This window comes from Proteus sp. PR00208 (genome assembly GCF_016238545.1).
Taxonomy (GTDB): Bacteria; Pseudomonadota; Gammaproteobacteria; order Enterobacterales; family Enterobacteriaceae; genus Proteus.
In genome coordinates this window covers 25120-51584 of the sequence record NZ_JAEHQE010000005.1, presented here as the reverse complement: position 1 = coordinate 51584, position 26465 = coordinate 25120, and the positions used below count along the sequence as shown (strand labels likewise).

25 protein-coding genes and 1 tRNA gene are annotated in these 26465 nt (G+C 39.0%); 7 read left to right on the top strand and 19 right to left on the bottom strand.

Features of this window, described 5'->3' with window-relative positions:
- Positions 1–6 precede the first annotated feature (6 nt).
- Together JEP36_RS05475 and JEP36_RS05470 are read right to left on the bottom strand one after the other, a co-directional pair.
- Entirely contained in the window at positions 7–489 is a 483-nt protein-coding gene (locus tag JEP36_RS05475) for a cold-shock protein (protein WP_109374180.1), read from the bottom strand.
- A 101-nt stretch (positions 490–590) separates the two neighbouring features.
- Positions 591–1124, bottom strand: a complete 534-nt coding sequence (locus tag JEP36_RS05470) for a DUF2058 domain-containing protein (RefSeq protein ID WP_196533887.1) — start codon at positions 1122–1124, stop codon at positions 591–593.
- Between the two features lie 182 nt (positions 1125–1306).
- Between JEP36_RS05470 and yajD the strand changes: the two genes are divergently transcribed.
- Positions 1307–1654: an HNH nuclease YajD gene (gene yajD, locus JEP36_RS05465; RefSeq protein ID WP_006534437.1), complete on the top strand. Its 348-nt coding sequence runs from the start codon at positions 1307–1309 to the stop codon at positions 1652–1654.
- 97 nt (positions 1655–1751) lie between these two features.
- Entirely contained in the window at positions 1752–2114 is a 363-nt protein-coding gene (locus tag JEP36_RS05460; protein ID WP_198620146.1) for a YibL family ribosome-associated protein, read from the top strand.
- A 183-nt stretch (positions 2115–2297) separates the two neighbouring features.
- Here the strand turns inward: JEP36_RS05460 and JEP36_RS05455 are convergent, their stop codons facing one another.
- The 13 genes from JEP36_RS05455 to JEP36_RS05395 form a co-directional block, all read right to left on the bottom strand.
- Positions 2298–3332 carry a virulence RhuM family protein gene (locus tag JEP36_RS05455; RefSeq protein ID WP_198620147.1) on the bottom strand — a complete coding sequence of 345 codons (1035 nt, stop codon included), beginning with the start codon at positions 3330–3332 and terminating at the stop codon, positions 2298–2300.
- A 1413-nt stretch (positions 3333–4745) separates the two neighbouring features.
- Complete coding sequence (locus JEP36_RS05450) at positions 4746–4901, bottom strand: hypothetical protein (protein WP_198629959.1); 156 nt, start codon at positions 4899–4901, stop codon at positions 4746–4748.
- Positions 4891–5118, bottom strand: coding sequence for an ogr/Delta-like zinc finger family protein (locus tag JEP36_RS05445; RefSeq protein WP_198629958.1), 228 nt, complete (start codon positions 5116–5118; stop codon positions 4891–4893). The genes JEP36_RS05450 and JEP36_RS05445 overlap by 11 nt, the downstream gene beginning before the upstream one ends.
- Positions 5119–5405: 287 nt before the next feature.
- Entirely contained in the window at positions 5406–8108 is a 2703-nt protein-coding gene (locus tag JEP36_RS05440; RefSeq protein WP_198629957.1) for a DUF927 domain-containing protein, read from the bottom strand.
- Positions 8105–8335: a hypothetical protein gene (locus JEP36_RS05435; protein WP_198629956.1), complete on the bottom strand. Its 231-nt coding sequence runs from the start codon at positions 8333–8335 to the stop codon at positions 8105–8107. Before JEP36_RS05435 ends, JEP36_RS05440 begins: the two co-directional genes overlap by 4 nt.
- A complete protein-coding gene (locus tag JEP36_RS05430; RefSeq protein ID WP_198629981.1) occupies positions 8332–8820 on the bottom strand; it encodes a host cell division inhibitor Icd-like protein in 489 nt (162 codons plus the stop codon). Before JEP36_RS05430 ends, JEP36_RS05435 begins: the two co-directional genes overlap by 4 nt.
- Before the next feature lie 91 nt (positions 8821–8911).
- Positions 8912–9445: a GPO family capsid scaffolding protein gene (locus JEP36_RS05425; RefSeq protein WP_196728487.1), complete on the bottom strand. Its 534-nt coding sequence runs from the start codon at positions 9443–9445 to the stop codon at positions 8912–8914.
- Positions 9442–10458: a P2 family phage major capsid protein gene (locus tag JEP36_RS05420; RefSeq protein WP_072068656.1), complete on the bottom strand. Its 1017-nt coding sequence runs from the start codon at positions 10456–10458 to the stop codon at positions 9442–9444. Before JEP36_RS05420 ends, JEP36_RS05425 begins: the two co-directional genes overlap by 4 nt.
- 17 nt (positions 10459–10475) lie before the next feature.
- Complete coding sequence (locus JEP36_RS05415; RefSeq protein WP_198629955.1) at positions 10476–11342, bottom strand: hypothetical protein; 867 nt, start codon at positions 11340–11342, stop codon at positions 10476–10478.
- Between the two features lie 50 nt (positions 11343–11392).
- Positions 11393–11602: a helix-turn-helix transcriptional regulator gene (locus tag JEP36_RS05410; protein ID WP_135092153.1), complete on the bottom strand. Its 210-nt coding sequence runs from the start codon at positions 11600–11602 to the stop codon at positions 11393–11395.
- Between the two features lie 115 nt (positions 11603–11717).
- Positions 11718–12638 (bottom strand): hypothetical protein, encoded by a 921-nt coding sequence (locus tag JEP36_RS05405; RefSeq protein ID WP_198629954.1) that lies wholly within the window; start codon positions 12636–12638, stop codon positions 11718–11720.
- A gap of 163 nt (positions 12639–12801) precedes the next feature.
- Positions 12802–14013, bottom strand: coding sequence for a tyrosine-type recombinase/integrase (locus JEP36_RS05400; protein ID WP_198620151.1), 1212 nt, complete (start codon positions 14011–14013; stop codon positions 12802–12804).
- Between the two features lie 174 nt (positions 14014–14187).
- Positions 14188–14282: transfer RNA gene (locus tag JEP36_RS05395), tRNA-Sec, on the bottom strand.
- A gap of 241 nt (positions 14283–14523) precedes the next feature.
- Between JEP36_RS05395 and prlC the strand changes: the two genes are divergently transcribed.
- Positions 14524–16566: an oligopeptidase A gene (gene prlC, locus JEP36_RS05390; RefSeq protein ID WP_198629953.1), complete on the top strand. Its 2043-nt coding sequence runs from the start codon at positions 14524–14526 to the stop codon at positions 16564–16566.
- A 3-nt stretch (positions 16567–16569) separates the two neighbouring features.
- On the top strand, positions 16570–17316 hold the full coding sequence (rsmJ, locus tag JEP36_RS05385) for a 16S rRNA (guanine(1516)-N(2))-methyltransferase RsmJ (RefSeq protein ID WP_198629952.1): 747 nt from the start codon (positions 16570–16572) through the stop codon (positions 17314–17316).
- Between the two features lie 76 nt (positions 17317–17392).
- Here rsmJ and gdhA read toward each other — a convergent pair whose 3' ends face one another.
- Positions 17393–18733 carry an NADP-specific glutamate dehydrogenase gene (gene gdhA / locus JEP36_RS05380; RefSeq protein ID WP_198629951.1) on the bottom strand — a complete coding sequence of 447 codons (1341 nt, stop codon included), beginning with the start codon at positions 18731–18733 and terminating at the stop codon, positions 17393–17395.
- 257 nt (positions 18734–18990) lie between these two features.
- Positions 18991–19422, bottom strand: coding sequence for a universal stress protein UspA (gene uspA / locus JEP36_RS05375; RefSeq protein ID WP_023583131.1), 432 nt, complete (start codon positions 19420–19422; stop codon positions 18991–18993).
- A 406-nt stretch (positions 19423–19828) separates the two neighbouring features.
- On the opposite strand from uspA, the gene uspB reads away from it, so the two are divergent.
- The gene (gene uspB, locus JEP36_RS05370) at positions 19829–20161 is read left to right on the top strand and encodes a universal stress protein UspB (protein ID WP_160230819.1); all 333 of its coding nucleotides are present in this window, start codon (positions 19829–19831) and stop codon (positions 20159–20161) included.
- 66 nt (positions 20162–20227) lie between these two features.
- On the opposite strand, the gene pitA is transcribed toward uspB, so the two are convergent.
- Positions 20228–21727 (bottom strand): inorganic phosphate transporter PitA, encoded by a 1500-nt coding sequence (pitA, locus tag JEP36_RS05365; protein ID WP_198620170.1) that lies wholly within the window; start codon positions 21725–21727, stop codon positions 20228–20230.
- A 309-nt stretch (positions 21728–22036) separates the two neighbouring features.
- On the opposite strand from pitA, the gene JEP36_RS05360 reads away from it, so the two are divergent.
- The gene (locus JEP36_RS05360) at positions 22037–23245 is read left to right on the top strand and encodes an NAD(P)/FAD-dependent oxidoreductase (protein WP_198629950.1); all 1209 of its coding nucleotides are present in this window, start codon (positions 22037–22039) and stop codon (positions 23243–23245) included.
- Between the two features lie 542 nt (positions 23246–23787).
- A complete protein-coding gene (locus JEP36_RS05355; protein ID WP_198629949.1) occupies positions 23788–24489 on the top strand; it encodes a pirin family protein in 702 nt (233 codons plus the stop codon).
- Positions 24490–24661: 172 nt separating this feature from the next.
- On the opposite strand, the gene pckA is transcribed toward JEP36_RS05355, so the two are convergent.
- Positions 24662–26281 carry a phosphoenolpyruvate carboxykinase (ATP) gene (pckA, locus tag JEP36_RS05350; protein WP_198620156.1) on the bottom strand — a complete coding sequence of 540 codons (1620 nt, stop codon included), beginning with the start codon at positions 26279–26281 and terminating at the stop codon, positions 24662–24664.
- Between the last annotated feature and the right edge of the window lie 184 nt (positions 26282–26465).

Genomic DNA, 26465 nt, shown 5'->3' with positions numbered 1-26465 from the left:
CGATATTTACAGTTTAAGTGCTTTCACAGTTTCATCGATATCAAGTTCATCTTCAGTAAAAACTATTTCTGTTCCGTGCATTGTGGTGATTGCAAGCTTTCTCAACGTACGCATATTATTGGCGTCATCCGCTGATTTTGGTCTGATGCTATTCATTAAAGTACCGACAGAAAGTACGGTGTTTTCTTTATTGATATGCGTATCTGCGGGCACATCTTCACTATAAATTCGAAATGATTTAATGGATGTCAGTTTAACTCGCTCACCTGCAATATAGACATATTTGCTGTCTGGGATCACTTTCACAGCGTAAGCAGATAAACCTTTAGTATTTGTGGTTGGTTCAAACGTGACATTTGCATCTGTTTTTATCAAAGCAGGGTTGGCAACTTTAATCACATGAAAATAACGGTTATCACCGTTTTCATCTTTAATAAATCCAAAACCTTTATCTTCAAACCACTTTGTGATTATTCCGTTCATTGCCATTATCGCCTACTTAATCGTTTATCTACAAAAATTTCCAGATGCAGTATAAAGCACAATGCTTATACAGACTATGTCTTTGAGGTAATAAGCTACTTTGCTTATTACCACATCAAATCATCTGGGATTTTAAAATCAGCATAAGGATCGTCTTCATCTTGTTCTGTTTCGCTAAGTGCGTTATTTAACAAGATACAGTCCACATCTCTTTGTGTAATTTTATCCGCAACACTTGCTGGAATAATCGCATATTCCGTTTTATCTGCACTATCCAGACGCGCAATGGCGAGACGTCCATTAATCAATTGAGATTGTGTCAGTTTGTCCACCACGATATTTTTAATCACATTATTGTCAGTGAAGTTAAAATCAATATCGCCTTTTGCTGGCGTAACTCTATTCATCTCAATAAGTTGCTTAACTTGCGCTTTATACTCTTTAGATAAAGTGGCTTGTTTTTGTTGCTCACTAAGCAGTTTATCGCGTTCAAGTTGGGCTTTTTTATTTTCTTCCACGGCTTCTCTTGCTTCTCGTGCCTGAACGCGTGATTTTTTCGCCGTTCTTTGAACTTTCGCCATTTTTTTACTGGTCACAAGCCCTGCTTTTAACATTTGTTCTTGTAAGGTAAGTTTTGCCATTTTTATGCCTAAATCTGCTAAATAATTTTTGAAATTATACCTGTAATTTCCAAGAGTGCATCAGATTGTGAGTGTGGTTGTTTATTAGAAGAAATAGGCCTTGTGAGATTTGAACCAATGAGTGCATTCAGAGTATATTGGAAAAACTATCGTCAAACTTTCTCTTATAACAGGTAATAACAATGGCTCTGATCCCCAAAAACTATGCACGGTTGGAAAGTGGCTACCGTGAAAAAGCGCTGAAAATCTATCCGTGGGTATGTGGGCGTTGCGCTCGTGAGTTCGTTTATTCCAATCTACGTGAATTAACCGTTCATCATATTGATCACGACCATACCAATAACCCAGAAGATGGCAGTAACTGGGAGTTATTGTGTCTGTTTTGCCATGATCATGAACACTCGAAATATACAGAAGCAGACCAATACGGTACAACCGTTGTCGCGGGTGAAGATGCACAAGACGATGTAGGCGCAGCCACTTATAATCCGTTTGCTGATTTAAAATCGATGCTGAACAAGAAAAAATAATGAATGTGATGTCTGCTTTAATTCGTCCCCCTTTTCATGCTCCTATGCAGAATGGTGTATACTTGCCAACAAGAAATTTGTTCACGGTTAATTAATAATGAAAGAAATCGAAAAAGCAAAAATCAAACTCCTTAGCGACCGTTTAGATCTTATTCGTCACAAAATGGCAAATATCTCGCTGACAGACGAAGCAGAAAAATACGCAGAGTTTGAGAAAGAAAAAGTAGAACTGGAAACTGAAATCGTTCGTTTGAAAGAAGTACGTAGCAATAAACTAAGTAAAGAAGCGCAGAAATTAGAAGATATGCCATTCAAACGCCCCATTACTAAGAAAGAACAAGCTGATATTGGCAAGCTGAAGAAAGCCGTACGAGGCTTGATCATTGTCCATCCAATGACAGCATTAGGCAGAGAAATGGGGCTAGATAGTATGACTGGTTTTTCTAAGACTGATTTCTAGTTAGAAAATTACTCCGACTAAAACCTGCAAAGATCGACTAATACTGGCTGGTTCTTAATATACTTTTCGTTGTTATGAACCGTCAGTAAATAATTCGCCTTCAATATTCGCTACCTCATCTTCTGCCATAAAACTGATCCTGACAATTTAGTTAATATAAAAATTAATAGAATGACTGCTTTTTTATTTACCTCTTTTTAGCAAATCTTTCAGTGCCGCAATATTCGCTCTTGCCCCTTCGATTTCTTTTAATCGACGACGTTTTTGGGCAAAAATATCAAATACTTCTTTAGCTTTTTCATCAGCGGCTTTTTTACTTATTTCACCTGCGCCTTGTAATACTTCACGGTCGTTGAAACTTAAAAACTGATCCAGCTTGGTATCCCAATCCTGTAAGAAAACTTGCTTACGGCGCAGTGCTTGGTCTTCAGCAAAATCGAGCCACATATTGACAATACGGTTTAATTCTTTAAGTTCATTTTCACGCAGATAGTTCTTCGCAATCGTTACATCCGTTTTACGTACTTCATCAAATTTATAGCTGGTTAATCCCATATCTGGCTGACTCGCATCTGCACGGCTGGCAATAAGCTCTGCGGCAGTCATTCCCGTACAGGCAAAATGCAATTTGTTTTGGATGGTTTGGAAGAATCGATTGGTTTCTTTATTTGAAGGTTCGTAGTCTGCTGCCATGGTGAATATCTCTTTCACCCGTAGATAAACTCGTCGCTCACTGGCACGAATATCACGGATACGTTCGAGTATCTCATCAAAGTAATCTGGCACAACAGACTGACCGATAGGCGGGTTCTTTAGCCGTTCATCATCCATCACAAACCCTTTGATCAGATACTGCTCCAGCGTTTGCGTTGCCCATTGGCGGAACTGAGTACCGCGAACTGAACGAACACGGTAACCAACAGCAAGAATGGCGGGTAAACTATAGTGGTCTATATCTCTGGAAACCTGACGATTTCCTTCTAATCGAACTATCCGGAATTTCCGGATGGTTGCATTTTGAGCAAGTTCTCCTTCAGAGAAAATATTAACAAGATGCTCATTAATTGTACGAACATCTTTTCCATACAGCTCAGCAATTGATGATTGAGATAACCACAGCGTATCCGACTCAAAGCGGCATTCGACGTGAGTCTGACCATCTTCACTGCGGAACAAAACAAATTCGCCCTGTGGCGCTTCAGGAAGATTTTTGCTCATCAAATTATCCCCACTCTCTATACGTTATGAATAAACTGTGAACAACAATATACCATGTTTAATAAAAAAATAAGGGCATCAGCCAATAGATAACAAACGTACTATTTTGCTGAAAAACAATATGATAAGAGAATAAAAAGAGGTTTTATTGGAAGATCAGTTAATACAAAGTGGCGGAGATCACAGGAGTCCATATGGACTCCTATTATTTGATTTAAAAGAAAATATAAAATATTAAAATAAGAGTTACACACAATTCTACTCACACGATTAAATCCATGACTCTAAATATGAAGCATTAAAGCCTGTCTTTTATTAAATATTTTCCGTTCTTAATTCATACTCTTTTATAAAACAAACATTGTATAGATAGTCATCAATTAGGCTATTGCTTATCCTTGAATTATCATTTTGTACTGGTTATAATGACAGTGTTCGTTTAATGAAAATATCGGATTACAGAAAAGCCCAACCTTACCAGTTGGGTTTTTCTGTTTTTAAAACATAATATTACAATATTGAAAATATAAAGAATGATCATATAATAATCACAGTCAGTGAGTTGTATCGAGATAATGTCTTACAAAGAAAAAGGATTTTCGTCTTTTCGTTTTCTAAACGAGAAGAGTAGTAAACCCTGAACAAATAACATGTGGTGGTGATTTGTAGCCTAGGACATGAAGCCCGATATTTTCATTAAACGAACTGACTAATGAAAAATCTAACTGGACAGGTAATGTAAAGGCAATAGTTAGATTTATCGGTCTTCCCTTACAGTCAAGGAAGACAACGTATGAATGAAGCTATAAAGCTATTGCAAACTTCAATCATGGTTCTTATTGCGATTAAAGCAAATTTAGAACTGGTTCTACACATTCTTAATCTTATGAATGGCTAATGAATCCGTAATTAAGGCTATCTAGTTACCGCTGGGTAGCCTTTAATAAATCTTCTTAAATTTACTTCTCTCTACGCCTCTCTACAACGTTATTTTCCTCTAACACCACCTAATAGCCATACTTAAAACGCGCTTGTCTACATTCATTACAGCGCCAGCTAGAGCCACGACGTAAAATAAAATATGACGTAAAATGCACTACACCGCACCCGCCTGCACAATTTGGATCTTAAAATTATTTCAGTTTGAATTTTTTACAAAACATATCGCGAGAGCGCATGGTGACTGGGTTCTTTGCGTCAGAGTCAAACTGAAATGATTGAAAAGGATTTCAGGTTATTTCAGTTTGACGAAAAAAAGAGAGAAGCAAGTAGACTTGTAATACTATGAAAATAAAAGAGTTTTCATACTTTACGTGAGAATTATTTTTAATGTAAACCCCACATGAAAAACTGAAAAGCCCAATTCATGCGGGTTCACAGAAAATTCAAACTGAAATCGAATGAAAAAATAAATCAAGGGTGGTATGGTAACAATGGATGTTTTACTCGCTCTGATACAAGAGCCTGAATAATTTTTATTGCATCTTCAGCACTAAATCCAGATAAATTAATCACCATTGAATTTTGATTTACTTCGACAGAAATAGACGGTGTTGTTTTAAATAACATGACTATTTTCTCCTTGTTCAATGGAAGGAAGAGATTGCGTTAATTTACTGGGATTCAATGTGTGTGAAAAAGTGACATCTAAAACAAACGTCATGCCACACTCCAAGTCATTACAAGCACAATACAATTCAGGGTCATTGTTTTCGCCTTTCATTTTAATGTAATGGATCTTCGCTTTTGCTGAACATGCAGGACAAAGCACTTTTATTAATTTCACCTTGTTTCTCCTTATCGGGCGTTATGCCCGCCAGAAAAAAGCCAATTAAATACATCTCTTGCTATTTTGAGGTGTAACAGGTGTAACAGGTGTTACACCGTTGAATTATAAGACTTTATTTTGTTACACTTTCAAAAAACAGAGGTGTAACAGGTGTAACAAATCGGCTGTGTTACACCTTGTTACCCATTTAAAAACAAAAGGTGTAACAGATAAAAACCTTTAAAATCAATCTTGTAACACCTGTTACACCTGTTACACCAAAAACATAAGACGGTCAGTTTTTCTTACTCTATTTCGGAACAGCCTAAAACGTCGCTATTAAAGACATAAACCCGTTTAACGCCTATTTCTGGCAGGCGAATACTGGTTTGCGTTTTTCCATCCTTACCCGTTTCAAGCCACCCTTTTTCAACACACAAACGCACTACTTTACGAGCATCAAATCCTTTACATATTTCTTTCCATGCAGTGGGTAACACATAAAAGGTGATACTGCTTTCACCATTACCCGTGTCTTTTTCAACACGCCTAAAACCCATCATGCTTGCAGGTCGGCTGTATTCATCGTACCAATCCGCAAAACGGCTAAACTGATGTCGAGAAATAAAATCACTGACTTGCTCCAATGCGGTCATATCTTCCTGATTGGCCGTGTGCCCGCGTTCTTTCATCCATGCAGATAAGCATTTCTTAGCCGATATAAACGCTTCGCCTTCTTTCCAGCCTGTAATACCTGCACGTGTGGCCATTTCTCCCGCCATAGCGACTAACGCAAAGCGTGTAATAGCGCGACCCACTTGATTCCCTGCATTTTCAGGCATCAATTTTGTGGTGTACTCTTTCAATAAGGCTTTAGCGGTATTCGACACATCAGATAAATTATTAGTAATGTATTTGAGCCAGTCGCGAAATGGCGTACCGTGATAACGCGTGACCGCATGTTCAAGGTATTCGGCAATCGCTTTACCACTGGTAAAGTGGTGTAAGTCTTCAAAAACACCGTATTTACCGGAATCACTCGGAATTTGTATCATCCGCACTTCAACCCCTGCATAAGTGCGTTCGCCTGCGTTTGAAGCGTGTTCAACAAGCGAGAGTTCCCCTGTTGATAGGAATAAGAGATTCCAACGGTTAGTCTCTCGGACACTGCCGTCCGTTTTAGCGCGGGCTTTTCCTTGTCCGTTTGCCAGCATATAAGCAATGTTACCCGCTTCACGTCCGTCTACTTCCCTGATTTCATCTAACATCAATGTAGCATCATTACGACGGCAAGCTGTTCCTTCAAGGGCATTGCCTGTGGCGCGCCATGTATACCAATAATCCGTACCGCCACACACTGACGATGCCACTTTCATCGTGGTTGTTTTACCGTCTGTGGATTCACCTTTTAAGTGATAACCGCCACCGCCTACACCTGCTAACCGTAATAAAGGAGAAGCAAAGGCAAGGCTCACCGAAAAGGCAAGGCGGGCATTACCGACACAATATTTGCCAATATGTTCACGCCATTGTTCGCTTGTTCCTGAGACTCTAAAGTCTTTACCTTGAACGCTGGATGTTTGTAAAATTACCGAGTCCGCCCCGTTGCCGACCACTTCATCTTGCAGAACGTACACATTGCCATGCCAACCCGTTTTATTTACACAGGTGACTTTTCTTTCTGGACGACAAAGGGAGATATACTCCATTAAATGGGCGCGCGCCTGTCCTGAGATATTGATATAAGATAATCCGTTCACCAAAAGCACACGGCGTAACTCTTCACCACTTCCGCTTAGCATCTCCATCGGCATTGCCCATTTACGGCAATTACCGTAAGTGTCTTCCCATTCCAATAAACGCCCGTAGTTACTCCCATCCGCATCACACGTAATCGCGGTAACTTTTATTGGACTGCTGATTTTGATGTTTCTGACTTCGATATCACCGTCTGACTTGGTGATTTGTTTATCAAACCACAGATATTCTTGCGTGAGACGAAAACCTTGCGGTAAACGGGTACGGTCTTTGCCGTAATACGTCATTTCTTCAAAGAACGCTTCTTTGAGTTTTTGAAGGCTATTTTCTTGTCGGAAATCATCCCAATCGGCTTTATAGTGCGTTGGTGGCAATGTCACCCATCCGTCAACCGCTTTACCTGCACGCTCCGCCCACATTTTGCCCGTGTTGTCTTTACCATCCACAAAGTCATTATCCCCTGCGATAATTATCTTCGCGTCAGGGTATTGCGCCCGTAGCTGTTGAGCGACTTTCACTAAGTTAGTCGCGGAAACACTCGCCACAATCAACGCATCAAGGCATTTTGAGAGACTTAACCCCGTGGCAAAGCCTTCTGTGATAACGATTTGCTCTAAAGGCTTCTTCTCTGGCTGGCGAACGATAATAAAAGAGCCTGAAAGGGTTGAGCCTGATAACAGACTTTTTTCACCGTTTAGGCTAATCAGTTGCCCGCCTTTAATCAGCGAATCAGTACCAACCAACGGAAGCAATAAAGAGCCCACTGGAAAGCTAAACTCACCCTGTGTATACTGTTGGCGAGTTATTAAGCATTGATGGTTGGCTAACCCTTTATTGATTAAATATTGGCTTTCGCCCAAAGAACAAAAGGCTTTTATTTTTTCATAATGTTCAATGCCTTTCTTAGCGCTAACTTTTTTAATCGGGGTTGGCGCTATTTCTTTAAATGCGGGTAATAAAATAATTTTATTCACTTCCTGACACGCTGTTTTCGTCTCTTTCCCTGTTACCAATTTGACTAAATCTAACCCGTCACCGTGCCCACATTGGTTACAAAACCATGTGCCTTTGCCGTTCTTATCATCAAAACGAAATCGGTCTTTACCGCCACATTTAGGACATGCACCGTGTTTATGATTATCAGGTACGGTAATACCGAGATTCGCTAGGATATAGAGCCAGCGCCCTTGTGACGCTTTCACAATGTCGCTGACAGAGGGAGTTTCTACTGAAAAATGAGTCTGAGTCATGACTTGATCTCCTCCGTAATTAAACTGCTTTCTTGAATAATGGATTCCATTTGCTCAGAAAGGCATTCCATCAGTGCGCCCATACCTTCACAAGACACAACTTCGCTTCCTGTCATGCTGTGGCTGACTAAAAGTTCAGAAATAAATGCGGTAACTTGTGCCGTGCGAATGAGTTGCTTTTCACCCGCAGAAGACAGCGTAGTCAATTGAGATAAGCCGTTTTTCATTGTGCATTCCCTCTTGTGTCATGTAAGGGAATTTGTCCTGCAAAATACAAGGCATAATCGGAAGAATATTGTGCGCGGGCCTCTTGCTCGTTAACCGCTGTAATTTCAAGACGACAAGGTTTAGCCTTGCTATCTGTTCGATTAACGCTCAAAAATAAGAATTTGATTTGAATAGAGGTAGGGATAGCCATCATCATGATGATCTCCAGTAACTTAGTTAAGGAGTCACCACCAGAGTTCTCACGCTCTAAAGGGGTGGTGACGCTGACAGGGGTGAGAATACTGGAGTTACTGGAATCCAGCCAACCTTCCGGTTGCCCTATCAACGCCACCATTGAATAAGGACGGTATAATACCGTATTTTTTATCGGTGCGCAGATATGGACACAAAAAAAGACGCTTGGCGCGTCATGTGTCGCCAGTAACTGATTCAGGTTCTCACGCCTGACGTTAGATTTTGCTAACGCGCCAACAATATAGCCCATCCATTTGAAGAGATGCAACACTTTTATGCTCCTTAGAAAATAACCCAAGACGAATAGAGGGGATATTGCCCAGCCGAAACTGGGCATCGTATTAACCCGCAGAGATAGCGGAAAACCAGAGGTTTTTGGCTTGCTTCAAGCCTTTATCTAAATGAAAAACGGAAGGTGAACTTAAACTCAACTTACGTTTTCTTCGGGAAAAATGTGCCCGATTGATACTAAATTGAAGCCTATCCGTTCCTACACTGGCGGGGCTATCAGTGACGGCAAGTCCACCTAAATAAAAAATCCCTCTGCCTTGAAAATCGTCTTCTACTTCGATTGAACAAAAGAGCTTTTGTCCTTTTTCGTTGTAATTCAGTAGTTTTCCATTTGGTCTTAAACGAACATAGAGTTTTGTTTCACCGTCAACGATATCCACTTTGGCATCGAGCACTTCGCCTAGATTATCCAGATTACGGTTATGCTCTTCCCAAATTAACGCGGTGTAATAACTGGGATCGTAATACTCGGCAATATCAGTTAGCCATTCCGCCTCAATTTCACGGTCATCCATACTCGTGAGTCCCGCTGTTGCGACACAAATCCAACCGGTTGTTAATTGTGATGTGCTTTTATCACTCATAAGGAATAGACTCCTTCCTCAATCTCAATGGCACTTTCATCAATCGAAGCATACAAATTGATATCACCTAAGCCATAACCCTCGTTACGTAAATAGCTATGCTCATAGGCTGAACGGTCATCAACAAACTCAGCTCTAAAGCGACGGCTTCCTGTTTGTGTGTAGATATGCAAATTATCAAGACGAGTAACAACAATGCGTCGCCCAGGCATAAAGGGGGGAACAATAGCAAGACGACCTGCAACGGTACTGAGCATTTTTTGACTGGCATTTAAATCGGATGGGCTGTTAGCACCATTAAATAAGGATGTGCGATACATGCCTGCTAATTCAGCGCCCACAAGTACCACTAAGCGAGGGTCTTCGCGGTATTCTTCGGGAATTTTTTGCATAATGAGGTAATTCACCAACGCATCTAAATTAGGAAATTTTCCATCCTTACCTAAGGTAATTTTATCAGTAATAATTTGAGCACCATCATTCGTGGTTTTGGCGATTTCATGCCAACCGATATTGACATCTTGCCCTTTAGGGAATTTTTGCGGATTGGTCGGATAGTTACAAAAGTGACCATTAAAGCCAATACGTAACATATCTAAAGCAACCGCTTTTGACATATAATCGGACATGGATTTATTGATATGGTCATCATCTCCACTGCCACTATTGCAAATTAAAGATAATTGTTGATACGTGAGCGAACAGCAGGTATCCACTTCTTCTAACGCAAAAGGTGTTCCCGCAAAGGCGACATTTTTATAGAAACGGCTTTCAACTTCTCGCCCCGTATGCAGTGAATTATCCCCTAAATTAACGGTATCCCCTTTAGCTTCATCAACATCAGCAAGCGTTAATTGATTAATTAACCAATTGGAATCCATTAACGCCACACGAATTAAATTCGTTGACGGTTCTGATAATGAAAAATAACGACGTGATGAAGATAAATACTTTACGCCACGGGTAAAATTCTCGTGAAAAACCCTTGCGCCTTGAGGTACAATATAAGACATAATTAATTTCCTTATTATTAAATAAATGATTTAGTCATTAAGTATTTTTTATCGTGAACTTCTTTCTCTTGAGTGAGAATATAATTCACATAATCATCTGCACTCAAAATAGTTTTTATAATCCAATCCGTCTGACTGTAATAATATTGATATAACTCAACGCCTCGTTGGTTCTCCCACATTCGCAGTTTGTATCTATCATTAGAGGGTGTGCAGGAATTAAGAATGCGTAAGATATTTTCATTCAGTTTTTCAAAAGATGATTCAATATATTGATACGCATCTTTATATTTCATCGGTTTTCCATAATATACATTTATACGAAATTTATTCCCTTTATATATTTCATCAGGAATGATATTCATCTGTTTTTTGTTAATGTTTTTTATATTTTCTTGTGGAAGAGATTGAATGATTATTCTCAACAATCCAAAAATGCCATTAAAATCATTTAATTGCTCTTTAGCAATAAGTAAATTACTTTCATGCTGACTTACTCTAGCAGAAAGACTTTCTTTCCAAGCCTTTACTGATGGGGCGCTATCAGGTTTTTTAAGTCCACCTTCTTCGGCTTTTTCTTTTATATTTTTAGCTAAATCATAATTCTTTGATAATTCAGTAACGATTTCTTCATTCCGCTTTGAAATAGCGTCCCCTCGTTCAATTAATGCAATAACTTCATCTATTGAAGGTTCGATATTATCTAACGTTAACCCTGTAAGCTTTTGCAATTGTATTAATTGATTTTTAATTTGAGTAAACTTAAATAGTTCAATAACACGAATAATAAAACCATTGTCCTCATGTTTTTCATTAAATGGAATGGCTTTGTAATTTGCAATGGCGTGTAAGTTTTCATCTTTATAAAAAGAAATATTATCCATAATATTTACCTAACATAATTTAATTAATAATAGAATTAATTGAAAAATAATTAATTCATTCTCGAATCAGCAATTTTATTGGCTACCCATGTATCTATTTCTGATTCAATAAAAGCAACCGCACGAATACCTGTTTTTACCTGCTTTGGAAATTGACCACGTTTAATTAATCGGTATATCCACGCCTTGCCGTAACCAGTACGACGTTGAACTTCTGGTAATCGAATGAGGGTTTCTTTTTGTGTTTGGTGAGTAGACACATTTCCTCCTGTTATTCATTCCTTAATACGCCTTAGTAGACGTTCGTAGATGACAGGAGCAATGTACCGATATTTGATAGGCTATATTGTAATATTACAAAAATAGTTCGTAATATTACGAAATAATATCTTTTATCCAGCCAGAAACAGTATTCCCACTCGGCAAAGATAATCCTTCTTTCTCAAAAGCGAGACGTATCACGCCTGCTTTCCCTTCAATATGTCTTCTAGGATTTTCTGCAACATCAATACCGTATTGAGTACGGATTAATCCATAAATAAACTCAGATTGAGCATTTGCTGTTTTAGATGATATTTTCTTCTCTGGCTGGCACCATGAATGAATAAAATCATTAATATCTTCTCTTTTTAACGCTAAATAAGCATTAGGAGGTAATGAAATGCAGGGCATCAGTGATTCATAAGCGCTATTTGCTTCTAATTTATCCCTAATCTCTTTCAATTTAGCAATATGACCATTCAAAAAACCATTATCCGTGATATTTTGCGCTTTAGTCAGTTGGACGAGTTCCATCAATTCTCGCTGAACATCAAAAGGCGTGACGATTTGATAGTATTTATCTAAATCACTCACAATGATCCCTTTTACATCGTAAAGAGAACGACAAGGGGATGATAACTGCTCTTCTTCGCTATATATTCTCTCTGCTTCATGAAGCGTAATACCTACGGGTAATACTGACCATACATCTTTTATACGGATAATATTTTGATTAATAGGTGTGGCGTGTGTGACCAGCGTTTCCGCAATAATGGTTTCTTCACTCAACAAATGGCGATTGCAGGATAATGCCGTTTCTATTTCGGCTAATAAATAGGAAAGAGGTTTTTCTTCCAGTTTGACTTCTCTGGCAAAAACAGGTGTACGGAAGAAAATAGAGGGCTTTATATCCTTATCTGCAATTAACCTTGCCACATCAGATAAGCGGATTGACGCATCCACTTTTTTTTGAAGTAATCGAACAGTTTCCTTTAAATTTAGCCACTTCCTATTTTCTAAAATATCTAAACTCATACCCTTGAGTATCCTCCAGTCCATTGACGTCTACAAAAGCTATTTTAAAATAACTAAGTCAAATAAACAAATAGAAGATAATCATATTTTGATTGAGTTATTGTCACGCAAACAAGAAAAACCAACTATTTACTAACTTACTCTGATTATAAATACTGGTGACTTAAGCACGTTTAAAATTACCATGAACAATATTCTCACCATTCTCTAACGCATCCATATAATCCGCATACCATTGAAGCATCTCTCTGCGACCTTCAATATACTGAGCATGATTATATGTTCCTCTAATCGAGTTTTTATCTATATGAGCAAGTTGGGTTTCAATCCACGAACTATTATAACCTTGTTCATGTAATATTGTGCTCATGGTATGCCTAAATCCATGCCCTGTTAATCTTCCTTTATATCCTAATAATTCAATAACTTGATTAATACTTTCTTTACTAATAGGCTTATTGTGATCGTTCCTACCAATAAATACTAATGGGTAACTTCCACTGATTGGTTTTAGGGATTGAAAAAGTTCAATACATTGAAATGAGAGAGGTACTACATGTGGGCGTTTCATCTTCATAATTTCAGCAGGAATTTCCCATATTCCATTTTCTAAATCTATATATTCCCACTTAGCAAATCTGAGTTCCTGCGTTCTCACAGCAGTTAACATTAATATTTTTGTGGCAGTCTTAGTAATAAAACTCCCCGTATAACCAGATAGATCACGTAAAAAGAAAGGTAGCTCTTTAGCGCTTAAAAAAGGGAAATGTTTTTTCTTTGGCGGGGTAAGCACACTTGCTAAATCTGGTGCAGGATTATACTTTGCACGTCCAGTCACTATGGCAAATTTAAAGACTTCACCGCATCGCTGACGCACTTTTCTCATTTTTTCTAGCGCCCCTCTTGCTTCAATTTTTTTGAGCACTTCCAGTAATTCCAAAGGCTCTATTTCTGCAATTTCTTTGCCACCAATAAATGGAAAAATATCTTTTTCAAATGTATCTATTATTTCATCACGGTACTTTAACGACCATCTATCAGATTTTGCTTTATGCCATTCCCTAGCTACGTTTTCAAAAGAATGAGTTACTTTCCTTTCAATTTTTTCTTTTTTAGCTTTTCTTTCATCGCTGGGATTAATACCTTCCATAAGTAACTTTCTAGCAGCTTCACGTTTTTCTCTAGCCATCAATAAAGTCACTTCTGGATAAATGCCAAAAGAAAGCATTTTAGCCTTACTCTCAAAACGATAACGAAAACGCCAACCTTTAGAACCATTAGGCTCAATTAATAATGATAACCCTTTTCCATCAGCAAGAGAGTATGCCCTATCCTTAGGCTTCGCCTTCTTGATTACCATATCCGTAAGCTTCATAAATACCTCAATTGTGTATAGGAAAAAGTGTATAGAAAATTCTACTCACAAAATTATACACAAATGGTCGTATATTTGGGTAGTCCTCAGAATACCTCAGTATACTTGAATTAGACTAATAACATTGATTTTAAAGGAGAAAGTAGACTTTAATAGACGTTGGTAAACTAGGCGTGGCGGAAGATCACAGGAGTCGAACCTGCCAAGGACCGCTGGCGGCCCCATCTGGATTTGAAGTCCAGCCGCCCCACCGGGGACGATGATCTTCCATTTTTGAATGGGTCAAAAGGAAATAACGGGATGATTATACGCTGAATTATTTTTAATCCCAAGTGCATCAAATCAATAAAAGCTCTTTCAAATAAAATAATCCCATTTTTGAGTAAAACCTCGGATAATTACCGCGATACTATTGAACTTATGCGGTTTCATCCTCATCTTACTCTCTATAACGAATAAACTCAGTGGTGTGTTTTACGCCACTGCAAACCTAAATACAGGATGTTTTTTATGTCAAATCCATTACTTAGCACAACGGGATTACCTGCATTTTCCCTTATCAAACCAGAACACGTTGTTCCCGCTCTTAAAGAAGTCTTAGCAACTTACCGTGAAACAGTTGAAAAATTATTGGCTGATAATGCTCAATTTAACTGGGATAACCTTTGCCAACCGTTAGCAGAAGCTGGCGATAAACTGTCTCGAGTTTGGTCTCCTGTTAGCCATTTAAACTCAGTTAAAAATAGTGCAGAACTGCGTGAAGCCTATGAACAAAGCTTACCGCTATTGTCTGAATTTAGTACTTGGATGGGGCAACACGAAGGTTTATATCAAGCTTATAAATCCATTAAAGAAAGTGCAGATTTCAACACATTAACTCAACCTCAGAAAAAAGCGGTTGAAAATGCACTGCGTGATTTTGAATTATCAGGTATCGGTTTACCAAAAGAGAAACAACAGCGTTTTGGTGAAATTAGTGCGCGTATGTCAGAATTAGGTGCGAAATACGGCAATAACGTATTAGATGCCACAATGGGTTGGTCTAAATTAATTACCAATGTAGACGATCTATCTGGTATGCCACAAAGTGCGATTGATGCAGCAAAAGCAATTGCACAAGCTAAAGAGCAAGAAGGCTATCTGTTAACACTTGATATGCCAAGCTATCTACCAGTTATGACTTACGCAGATAACCGTGAACTGCGAAAAGAGATGAGCATTGCTTATAGTACTCGCGCCTCTGATCAAGGTCCAAATGCTGGTCAGTGGGATAACAGTGAAATTATGGCGGAAATCTTAGCGTTACGTCATGAACTCGCTCAACTGCTAGGCTTTAAAAATTACGCTGAAAAATCCCTTGCTACTAAAATGGCAGAGTCTCCTGAGCAAGTAATTAGCTTCTTAACTGATTTAGCCCAACGCGCTCATCCACAAGGTGAAGAAGAATTAGCAGAACTCACTCAATTTGCAAAAGAACACTATGGTGTTGATAAACTCGAATCGTGGGATCTGGCTTATTACAGCGAAAAGCAAAAACAACACCTATTCTCAATCGATGATGAACAGTTACGCCCTTATTTCCCTGAACAACGTGCTTTAAGTGGTTTATTTGAAGTCGTTCATCGTATCTATGGTTTAACAGCCAAAGAACGTAACGACATCGAAACTTGGCATGACGACGTCCGTTTCTTTGAGCTTTATGATGAAAGCAACACTTTACGTGGTAGCTTCTATCTTGATTTATATGCACGCGAGCACAAACGTGGTGGCGCTTGGATGGATGATTGCGTAGGAAGAATGCGTCATGCTGACGGTTCACTACAAAACCCCGTTGCTTACCTCACTTGTAACTTCAATAAGCCAGTAGGCGATAAACCAGCACTGTTTACTCATAATGAAGTAACCACTCTATTCCATGAGTTTGGTCACGGCTTACATCACATGTTAACTCAGATTGATACGGCAGATGTTGCAGGCATTAATGGCGTGCCTTGGGATGCTGTTGAATTACCAAGCCAATTTATGGAAAATTGGTGTTGGGAGCCAGAAGCGTTAGCCTTTATTTCGGGTCATTATGAAACTGGTGAACCATTACCACAGGCAATGCTTGATAATATGCTTAAAGCAAAAAATTATCAGTCAGCGATGTTTGTGTTACGTCAACTGGAATTTGGTCTGTTTGATTTCCGTTTACACGCTGAATATGATCCATCGAAAGGAGCGCGTATTATGGAAATCTTAAACAGTGTGAAAGAGAAAGTTTCCGTGGTTCCTTCTACACCTTGGGCGCGTTTTCCTCACGCCTTTAGCCATATTTTTGCAGGTGGATATGCAGCAGGTTATTACAGCTATTTATGGGCTGATGTACTGGCAGCAGATGCATTCTCTCGCTTCTCTGAAGAAGGCATTTTTAACCGCGAAACGGGTCAATCATTCCTTGATAATATTTTAACTCGTGGTGGTTCAGAAGAGCCAATGGAGCTGTTCAAACGCTTCCGTGGTCGTGAGCCGAAACTTGATGCTATGCTCAAAGGCTACGGCATTAAAGGATGATATGTGAATATCTGTTTACTTTGTGAAGAAGGCGCTGATAACAGCGCCTTATCTGATTTAGCGCAACGTTGGGGCTTAGTTCACGATGAAACGCAAATTATGGCATTAGTGTTAACACCTACTCACCTTGAATTACGCAAACAAGATGAACCTAAATTGGGTGGTATTTATGTCGATTTTGTGGAAGGCACCATGGCGCATCGTCGTAAATTTGGCGGTGGTCGAGGTGAAGCTGTGGCAAAAGCGGTCGGCATTAAAAAAGACTACCTACCTGATGTAGTTGATGCAACAGCGGGACTTGGTCGTGATGCGTTTGTATTGGGCTCTATTGGTTGTAAGGTGAGAATGGTTGAACGCCACCCTGTTGTCGCGGCGTTGCTTGAAGACGGCTTAAAACGAGCTTATCTTGATCCTGATATTGGTAAATGGATGCAAGAACGTATGACACTGATCCACGCCTCTTCAGCTCAAGCACTGACAGAAATCACACCCGCACCCGATGTAGTTTATCTTGATCCTATGTATCCACATAAAGCGAAAAGCGCATTAGTGAAAAAAGAGATGCGAGTATTTCAGTCTTTAGTAGGTGCCGATGAAGATGCAGATGCACTATTAGAACCAGCAATGACGTTAGCTAAAAAAAGGGTTGTGGTAAAACGCCCTGATTATGCAGAACCATTAAATAATCAGCCCGCACACGCCAATGTAACTACAAAAAATCACCGTTTTGATATTTATCCTTGTGTGTAATCACTTACACATTAGGAAAAAATAAATAAATTTTAAATCTGACGGGTGTTAAACACCCGTTCAGAATAGATAAAATTTACAGAACGCCTTGTGCCAGCATTGCATCAGCGACTTTAACAAAGCCTGCGATGTTCGCGCCTTGGATATAATTAGTTTGCTTACCTTCACCACCGTAATTCACGCAAGCATGGTGAATATCTAACATAATGTGATGTAAGCGAGCATCCACTTTCTCTGCTTTCCAGCTTAAACGTGCCGCATTCTGTGCCATCTCTAAACCAGAGGTTGCAACACCACCAGCATTAGCAGCTTTACCTGGCGCAAACAGGACACCCGCTTCAGTAAAGGCATCCGTTGCAGCAATCGTTGTTGGCATATTCGCGCCTTCAGCAACGGCTTTCACACCATTTTTGATAAGTATTTTAGCCGCTTCCAAATCTAACTCATTTTGTGTTGCACAAGGCAAAGCAATATCAACAGGAATAGCCCAAGGTTGTTGCCCTTCAAGATACGTTAAGCCAAATTCTTTTGCGTACTCTTCAACACGACCATAATTATTTTTAATTTCAGTGAGTCGAGCGAGTTTTTCAGTAGTAAATCCAGCTTCATCAACCACAGTACCACCTGAATCCGATGCTGTTATTACTTTAGCGCCTAACTCTAAACATTTTTCGATAGTGAACTGTGCAACGTTACCCGCGCCAGAAACCGCTACACGCATTCCCTCAAGAGACATACCATGACGTTTAAGCATCGCATTAGTAAAGTAAACTAAACCATACCCAGTAGCTTCTGGGCGGATTAAACTGCCACCAAATGAAAGACCTTTACCTGTAAATACACATTCATTGCTATTAGACAGCTTTTTCATCATGCCTGCCATAAAGCCGACTTCTCGTGCACCCACACCAATGTCACCAGCAGGAACATCCGTATTAGCGCCTAAATGGCGATAGAGTTCCGTCATCAGTGCCTGACAAAAACGCATGACTTCCCCATGACTTTTACCTTTAGGATTAAAATCGGAACCGCCTTTGGCTCCTCCCATCGGCAATGTAGTTAATGCATTTTTAAATGTTTGCTCAAAACCTAAGAATTTTAGGATAGAAAGATTTACTGATGGATGAAAACGCATACCACCTTTGTAAGGTCCAATGGCTGAGTTAAATTGGATACGCCATGCACGGTTAACTTGCACTTGCCCTTTATCATCTAACCAACAGACGCGAAACTGGATAATACGTTCAGGCTCAACTAAGCGCTCAAATAATGATTGTTCACGATATTGTGGGTTTTTCTCTAAAAAAGGCCACAAAGTGGTAAAAACTTCACGAACCGCCTGATGATACTCAGGTTGATGAGCGTTATATTTTTCTACCCCTTCTAAAAACGAAGATAATGAGCCAGATATATTCATTCAGCTATTCCTTTTTTGTGTAATGTGATGTTGGCATAACCTCATTTATTCGGAATATTTTTGGGTTTTGTGAGGTTGATGTTGTTTTGCTTCTTGAATATATCATTAAAATACATTCACACTTCAAGACATTTTTTTCATAATTAGACAAAAAAAAAAGGTTGACTCGGTTTAAAAGCAGGAAAAATAGGAATTTTAGGCAAAAAAAAATACCTGCATAAGCAGGCATTTTTTTTGCTTAAACAAGCAATCGATTATTATTCATCATCTTTCAGAGGAACAATTAGCATATCAACATGCACAGTATTAATTAGTTGGCGTGCTGATGACATCAATTTGCTCCAGAAGTCTTGGTGATGACCACAAACGACTAAATCCATATCGTATTTCTTAATCGCATCAACCAGAACTTGGCCTAAATCACCACTACCACTCAGGGTTTCCTGAATTTCATAACCTGATTTATCAGAGAGGTCTTTTAACGCGTTACGGGTTTCATCAGTAATACGTTGCTGCATATCACCGAGGTTGACATCAATTAGACCGGTATAAAGATCAGAGTAGTTAACATCAACGTGAATTAAGGAAACTTTGGCATTATAGGGTTTTGCCATAGATACAGCTTTCTGTACTAAGACGTTACTCTCAGGGGATAAATCAACTGCCACTAGAATATGCTTATAAGCCATCGTGAACTCCTTCCATAAGCTGATTAATCGGTTGGAAAGGCTGTTAAGCCTAAATCCTATGTATTAAATATAACGTTTTAAGATGAAAATTAGATGTCGCCTTGATCACAACTTATGTCAAATTCATCAAGAAAGCATCTATCGATAAATAACAATATACACCATTTTACATTAGCACGATGTCATTCACCGACAATATCATCATAATAATGAGAATTGAGTATAAAAAACAACAAAAACACCCTTTTAGAGTTATTTTTTATCTTTTTTTCTGAAAAAGGAAACAACTTGAAAAAGTCACTTTTGTTTATTGCTTAATTTCACCTAAACTTAAATTAGAGAAAAAAGTAACCTTTATTGGTAAAGGTTTTCTCATCTCAGAATCTATTATTCTAGGGAGGGGATTATGTTTAATGTCATTGTTGTCTTTTGGGCGCTATGTATTCTTTGCCTGATTAATATGATGCGTTATTTTTCATCTATTCGGGTATTGCTCACGATATTGCGCCAATCTGATCCTTTGCTCTACCAATCTGTGGATGGCAATGGATTTTTTACTATGCACGGACAATTTTCAAAACAACTAAGACTAATTCGCTATATCAACCAACGCCAATACGTCAGTCATCATAATCCTGAAGTCATTATGCGTTGTGAGCGGATTTATCGGCAATTTTATCTTGTTAGCCGTTTTTGTATTTTGGCTGTCGCAAGTTTAATTGCCATGCTTTTTTGGTAGGTAACAAAAATAAAAAACGGTGACTAAAAGTCACCGTTTATAAACAAACTTAGGTAATTATTGTTATCAGCTATTCACAATAAATGTAAGTGATATCCAATAAAGTAAACCTGATAAACCAATGCTAACTGGTAATGTTAAGATCCAAGCCAGTGCAATATTTTTCACCGTCTTCGATTGAACACCACCACCATCAACAATCATCGTACCTGCAACTGCAGATGACAGAACTTGTGTTGTTGATACAGGCATACCCGTATAACTTGCTACACCAATGGATACCGCTGCTGTTACTTGCGCAGAAACCCCTTGAGCATAAGTCATACCTTTCTTACCAATCTTCTCACCAATCGTTACTGCAACGCGTTTCCAACCTACCATTGTCCCGATAGAGAGCGCTAATGCCACTGCGATAATGATCCAAATCGGAGCATATTCCACGGTGTTTAGCAGGTCACGACTCAATGTTTTTAAGAACCGTGCATCTTGGGCGCTAGTTTCTGGTAATTTAGCCACTTCTGTTGCGGTATCAGCGATACACATAAGTAATCGACGCATTTGAGCACGTTGGTCTGCAGTTAGCTCATCATAAGAGCTAATATTTGCAAGCATCTGTTCTGTTTGATTCAGAACAATTGGCGTTCTTGCGCTATTACAATGGAAATCTGTATCACTAGCATCAGCTTGTACTGGTACTACTGGTGTATTATCAATAGCATGCTGTAGTGCTGGCTGATGTTTCTCATAATATTGTTGTAAGTGCACAACTGCATCATGAGTTTTGGTGATATCGTATCCGCTCGCACTCATATTGACGACAAAGCCCGCAGGCGCCACGCCAATTAATACCAACATGATAAGACCGATACCTTTCTGCCCATCATTTGCACCATGAGAGAAACTCACCCCAACTGCAGATAAAATCAGTGCAGTACGAGTCCAAAATGGCGGCTTACGCTTACCATCTTGCTTCTCACGTTCAGCAGGTGTCAGGTGAATACGACGACGTTTTTTCGTACCACTCCAGTAACGGCGCAGTAAGAAAATCATCGCGCCTGCAATAACCAAGCCGATAATTGGTGAAAGAATGAGTGATAGAAAGATACTGATCATTTTTGGTATGTTTAATGCGTCAACGATAGACGAATCTGTCACGATAGCATTTGTTAAACCAATACCAATGATAGCACCTATCAGCGTATGTGAACTTGATGCTGGAATACCGAAATACCATGTACCTAAGTTCCAGATAATGGCGGCTAACAGCAACGAGAAGACCATGGCAAGGCCATGAGCTGAGCTCACATTCAGCAGAAGATCTGTCGGTAACAAGTGAACGATAGCATAAGCTACGCTCAATCCACCGAGCAAAACTCCAAGGAAGTTAAATACACCCGCCATCACGACCGCAAATTGCGCACGCATAGCACGAGTATAGATAACAGTTGCTACCGCATTTGCGGTATCATGGAAGCCGTTAATAGCTTCATAAAATAGCACAAATAACAGTGCTAAAACCAACATCAAACCTGTGTGAAATTCTAGGTCAGTAAACAAATGTAGCATAGACGTTAAGCCAGTTAGTTGGACATGAACGCGGCGCATTATCAGCGACAAATGCGAACGGTGGAAGCGAAATTTAACCTTTTTTTGATTTGATAACCAAGAAAATTAGAACCTTTTTAAGATAATTCCTTATATATCATTTAATTAATAAAAATAAAAAAAAAGTAAATTTCTGACAATTTTTTTCCTTGCTAATAAGAATTTAGGTGAAAAATGCAGATTTCTCCATATAATTTTACAAAAATACTCTGATCTTACGCGAAAATCATTGATTAAGTTGTCAGAGAAAACCAAGAACGAGACATCATTGTGGGATCATACGATACAGTAATTATAGGTGCAGGTGCCGCGGGGCTTTTTTGTGCGTCTTTAGTAGGACAAGCAGGATTATCTGTTTTAGTCCTCGATAATGGCAAAAAAGCGGGCCGTAAAATTCTAATGTCAGGTGGTGGGCGTTGTAATTTCACCAATATGTATATCGAACCTTCAGCGTACTTATCAGAGAATCCTCATTTCTGTAAGTCAGCACTTGCTCGCTATACACAATGGGATTTTATTGAATTAGTGCAAAAACATAACATTGCCTACCATGAAAAAACGCTAGGACAGCTATTTTGTGATGATTCAGCACAGCAAATTGTTGATTTATTACTCACTGAATGTCAAAAAGGGAAAGTAAGTGTTCGCTTACGTAGTGAAGTCACGCAAATCGAGAAAACGGATGTGGGCTTTGCTATTTTTGTTGATGGAAAAACGATCACAACACCTTCGGTGGTCATTGCCAGTGGTGGTCTTTCTATGCCTGGTTTAGGAGCTACTCCTTTTGGCTATAAAGTTGCAGAACAATTTGGACTTTCTGTTTTACCCACTCGCGCAGGTTTAGTGCCTTTTACTCTGCATAAACCCCAACTTGAGCAATTAAGCCAACTATCTGGTGTAGCTGTACCTGCCATTGTGACGGCAAAAAATGGGACAAGCTTTAAAGAAAATATTCTTTTTACACACCGTGGTCTTTCAGGTCCCGCGATTTTACAAATTTCTAGTTATTGGCAAGCTGGAGAGTATGTAAGTATTAACTTACTTCCAAACATTGATCTTGAAAGCCTTCTCCAAGAAAAACGTCAAGAGCATCCGAATCAATTATTAAAAAATACACTTTCTCGCTTATTACCAAAGCGTCTTATTGAAATAATGATAGAAAATAAACAGTTACCTGATATTTCCCTGACCCAACTTAGTAATGAACGTATTACGCAAATTGCAACGTTATTACAAGAATGGCAAGTTCAGCCTAATGGTACTGAGGGATATCGCACCGCAGAAGTCACACTAGGTGGCGTAGATACCCGTGCCCTTTCCTCTAAAACAATGGAAGCCACAAAAGTAAAAGGACTCTATTTTATTGGGGAAGTGGTTGATGTCACAGGTTGGTTAGGTGGATATAACTTCCAATGGGCGTGGAGTTCGGCTTATGCCTGTGCGCAGAGCCTTATTTCAGCACCAAAATCAACAAACTGATAAATTACACATAATAAAAGCCAGCCATCATCAATCAGTGATGGCTTTTTCTTCTTGTATTTCTCGGTAGAGATTAAAAATACCTTATATCCCTTCCTTTCCTCTGGTTCTATGCCACATTTTCTCTTCTTTTTCCTATAAATGACCCCATAAAGAATATTGTTAACTATTTGGTTATATTACTGTTTTAAAAAATTATTAAAATAAAACAACTCTTTAATCAGTGAGTTAAAACTTTTTTAGCGCTTTTTTCTAATTTGCTTAAAAAAAGGGCTTTACAAATGATACTGAGAACTATTATCATCAATAACACTTTCAGATGCACCACCTTCAGGGTCATATGAAAGAACGACATTGCTCACATTGCTTCCAGTGTTTTATTTTAGCCAGCCGGGTGCTGGCTTTTTCTTTTCTAGAACTTATTCGATGTTTTTGTTTTCTCTTATTCAAATTATTTGGATCTTCAGGTTAAATTCCTCCGCTTTTTTACTTTGCGCTATTGAGTAAACTGTGTTCAACAACTTCAGAGAAGGAAACACATTATGATTTATCTACGCAAAGCAAATGAAAGAGGACACGCTAATCATGGTTGGCTAGATAGCTGGCATACCTTCTCTTTCGCAAATTACTACGATCATGATTTTATGGGATTTTCTGCACTACGAGTGATTAATGAAGATCGCGTAATACCCGGTGAAGGTTTTGGTACTCACCCACATAAAGACATGGAAATTTTAACCTATGTGCTTGAAGGTAATATCGAGCATAAAGACAGCATGGGTAATAAAGAAAATGTTCCCGCAGGTGAGTTTCAAATAATGAGTGCAGGTACAGGTATTACTCACTCAGAATATAATCCAAATAGTGATAAAGGACTGCATTTTTACCAAATTTGGATTATGCCAAACACCGTCGGTATCACACCACGTTACGATCAACGTCGTTTTGATACAACAGTGAGCAAACAGCTTATCTTATCGCCAGATGCCCGTGATGGCTCTTTAAAAGTCTTTCAAGATATGACGTTATGGCGCTGGAACCTGAAAAAAGGTGAAGAAGCACAATATCAAGCTGAAACAGGACGCAATGTTTGGCTACAAGTTGTGAAAGGCAAAATAACGATTAATGACATAATTGCGACCACCAGTGATGGTGTGGCTATCGCAAATGAAGATATGATCCGTTTCGTTGGTGATGAGGACAGTGAAATTTTACTGTTTGATTTACCTCCAGTAACAGCATAGTTGGGTTATCACCCTCTAAAGTCACTTTTTCTCTAATAAACAATTTCACTTTATTTTCTTTCTATTCCCTGAAATCTTCTCGCATTTCAGGGATTTTTTTTATCTCAAAGATCTCAAATAAAAAACACCAAACATCCTATGAGTTTGGTGTTTTTATTCATGCTAATAAAAATTAACGTTTTGGCCCAACTTTAGTCAACGCTTGACCCGCTGGGGTGTCCGTATATTTATCAAAGTTTTTCACAAAGCGATCGGCAAGATCGTCTGCTTTGGTATCCCATTGCGTTTTATCAGCATAAGTATCACGAGGATCTAATATTTCACTGTTAACGCCTGGCAGTGCGGTTGGGATCTCTAAATCAAATACTGGCAGTGTTTTCATTGGTGCTTTATCAATATCACCATTTAAGATGGCATCAATAATAGCGCGTGTATCTTTAATAGAGATACGCTTACCTGTACCGTTCCAACCTGTATTAACCAAGTAGGCTTTAGCACCTGATGCTTGCATACGTTTTACCAATACTTCAGCGTATTGTGTTGGGTGCAGAGATAAGAATGCCGCACCAAAACAAGCCGAGAATGTTGGCGTTGGCTCAGTCACACCACGTTCAGTTCCCGCAAGTTTAGCGGTGAAACCTGATAAAAAGTGGTATTGCGTCTGTTCTGGTGTTAAACGTGAAACAGGAGGTAACACACCAAAAGCATCCGCTGTTAAGAAAATAACTTTCTTAGCGTGACCTGCTTTGGAAATGGGTTTAACGATATTATCAATATGATAAATAGGGTAAGAAACACGAGTATTTTCTGTTTTCGAACCATCGTCGAAATCAACAGAGCCATCAGATAACACAACCACGTTTTCTAACAGTGCATCACGTTTAATTGCACCATAGATATCAGGTTCGGCTTCTTTTGATAAGTGGATTGTTTTCGCATAACAACCGCCTTCAAAGTTAAACACACCGTCATCATCCCAGCCATGTTCATCATCACCAATTAGCTTACGCTTAGGATCGGTTGAAAGGGTTGTTTTACCTGTGCCTGATAGACCAAAGAAAATAGCAACATCACCACTTTCGCCAACGTTTGCAGAGCAGTGCATAGAAGCTATGCCTTTAAGAGGAAGGAAGTAGTTCATCATAGAGAACATACCTTTCTTCATCTCGCCACCGTACCAAGTACCACCAATTAACTGAATGCGTTCAGTTAAATTGAAAGCAACGAAGTTTTCTGAATTCAGACCTTGCGCCTTCCAATTTGGATTTGTACATTTCGCTCCGTTCATCACAATGAAGTCTGGTGTGAAATTCTCCAGCTCTTCTTGTTCAGGACGAATAAACATATTTTTAACAAAATGCGCTTGCCAAGCAACTTCTGTGATAAAACGAACTTTCAAACGTGTATCCGCATTCGCACCACAAAATGCATCGACAACAAACAAACGTTTGCCTGATAGCTGATTGGTTACTAATGATTTTAAGTCAGTCCACACTTCTTGTGAAAGTGGCTTATTATCGTTCTTACCTTTACCCTGATCAGCCCACCATACGGTGTCACGAGTAACATCATCACGAACAATGTATTTATCTTTCGGAGAACGTCCAGTAAATATACCTGTATCAACAGCAATAGCGCCTAACGAGGTTTGTGTACCTCGCTCGTAACCTGTTAATCCAGGCTTGGTTTCTTCATTAAATAACAGCTCATAACTTGGGTTATAAATGATTTCACTCGTGTCCTTAATACCGTACTGCTGGAGATCCTTAGGGGTAAGACCTTTAACGCTCATAGTTTCGCTCCTGATAAATAGACCTTTCTACGAATAATATTAAGGTGTTACGAGTAATTAACAGCGATTGTTATCAATATTTTGAAAATTTATAATTTTTTTATGTTAAGAACGAGAGCTAATGCACAAAACTACAGAAAAATTGTTGAATAAAAAAGGACGCAAAATGGCGTCCTTTTGATAA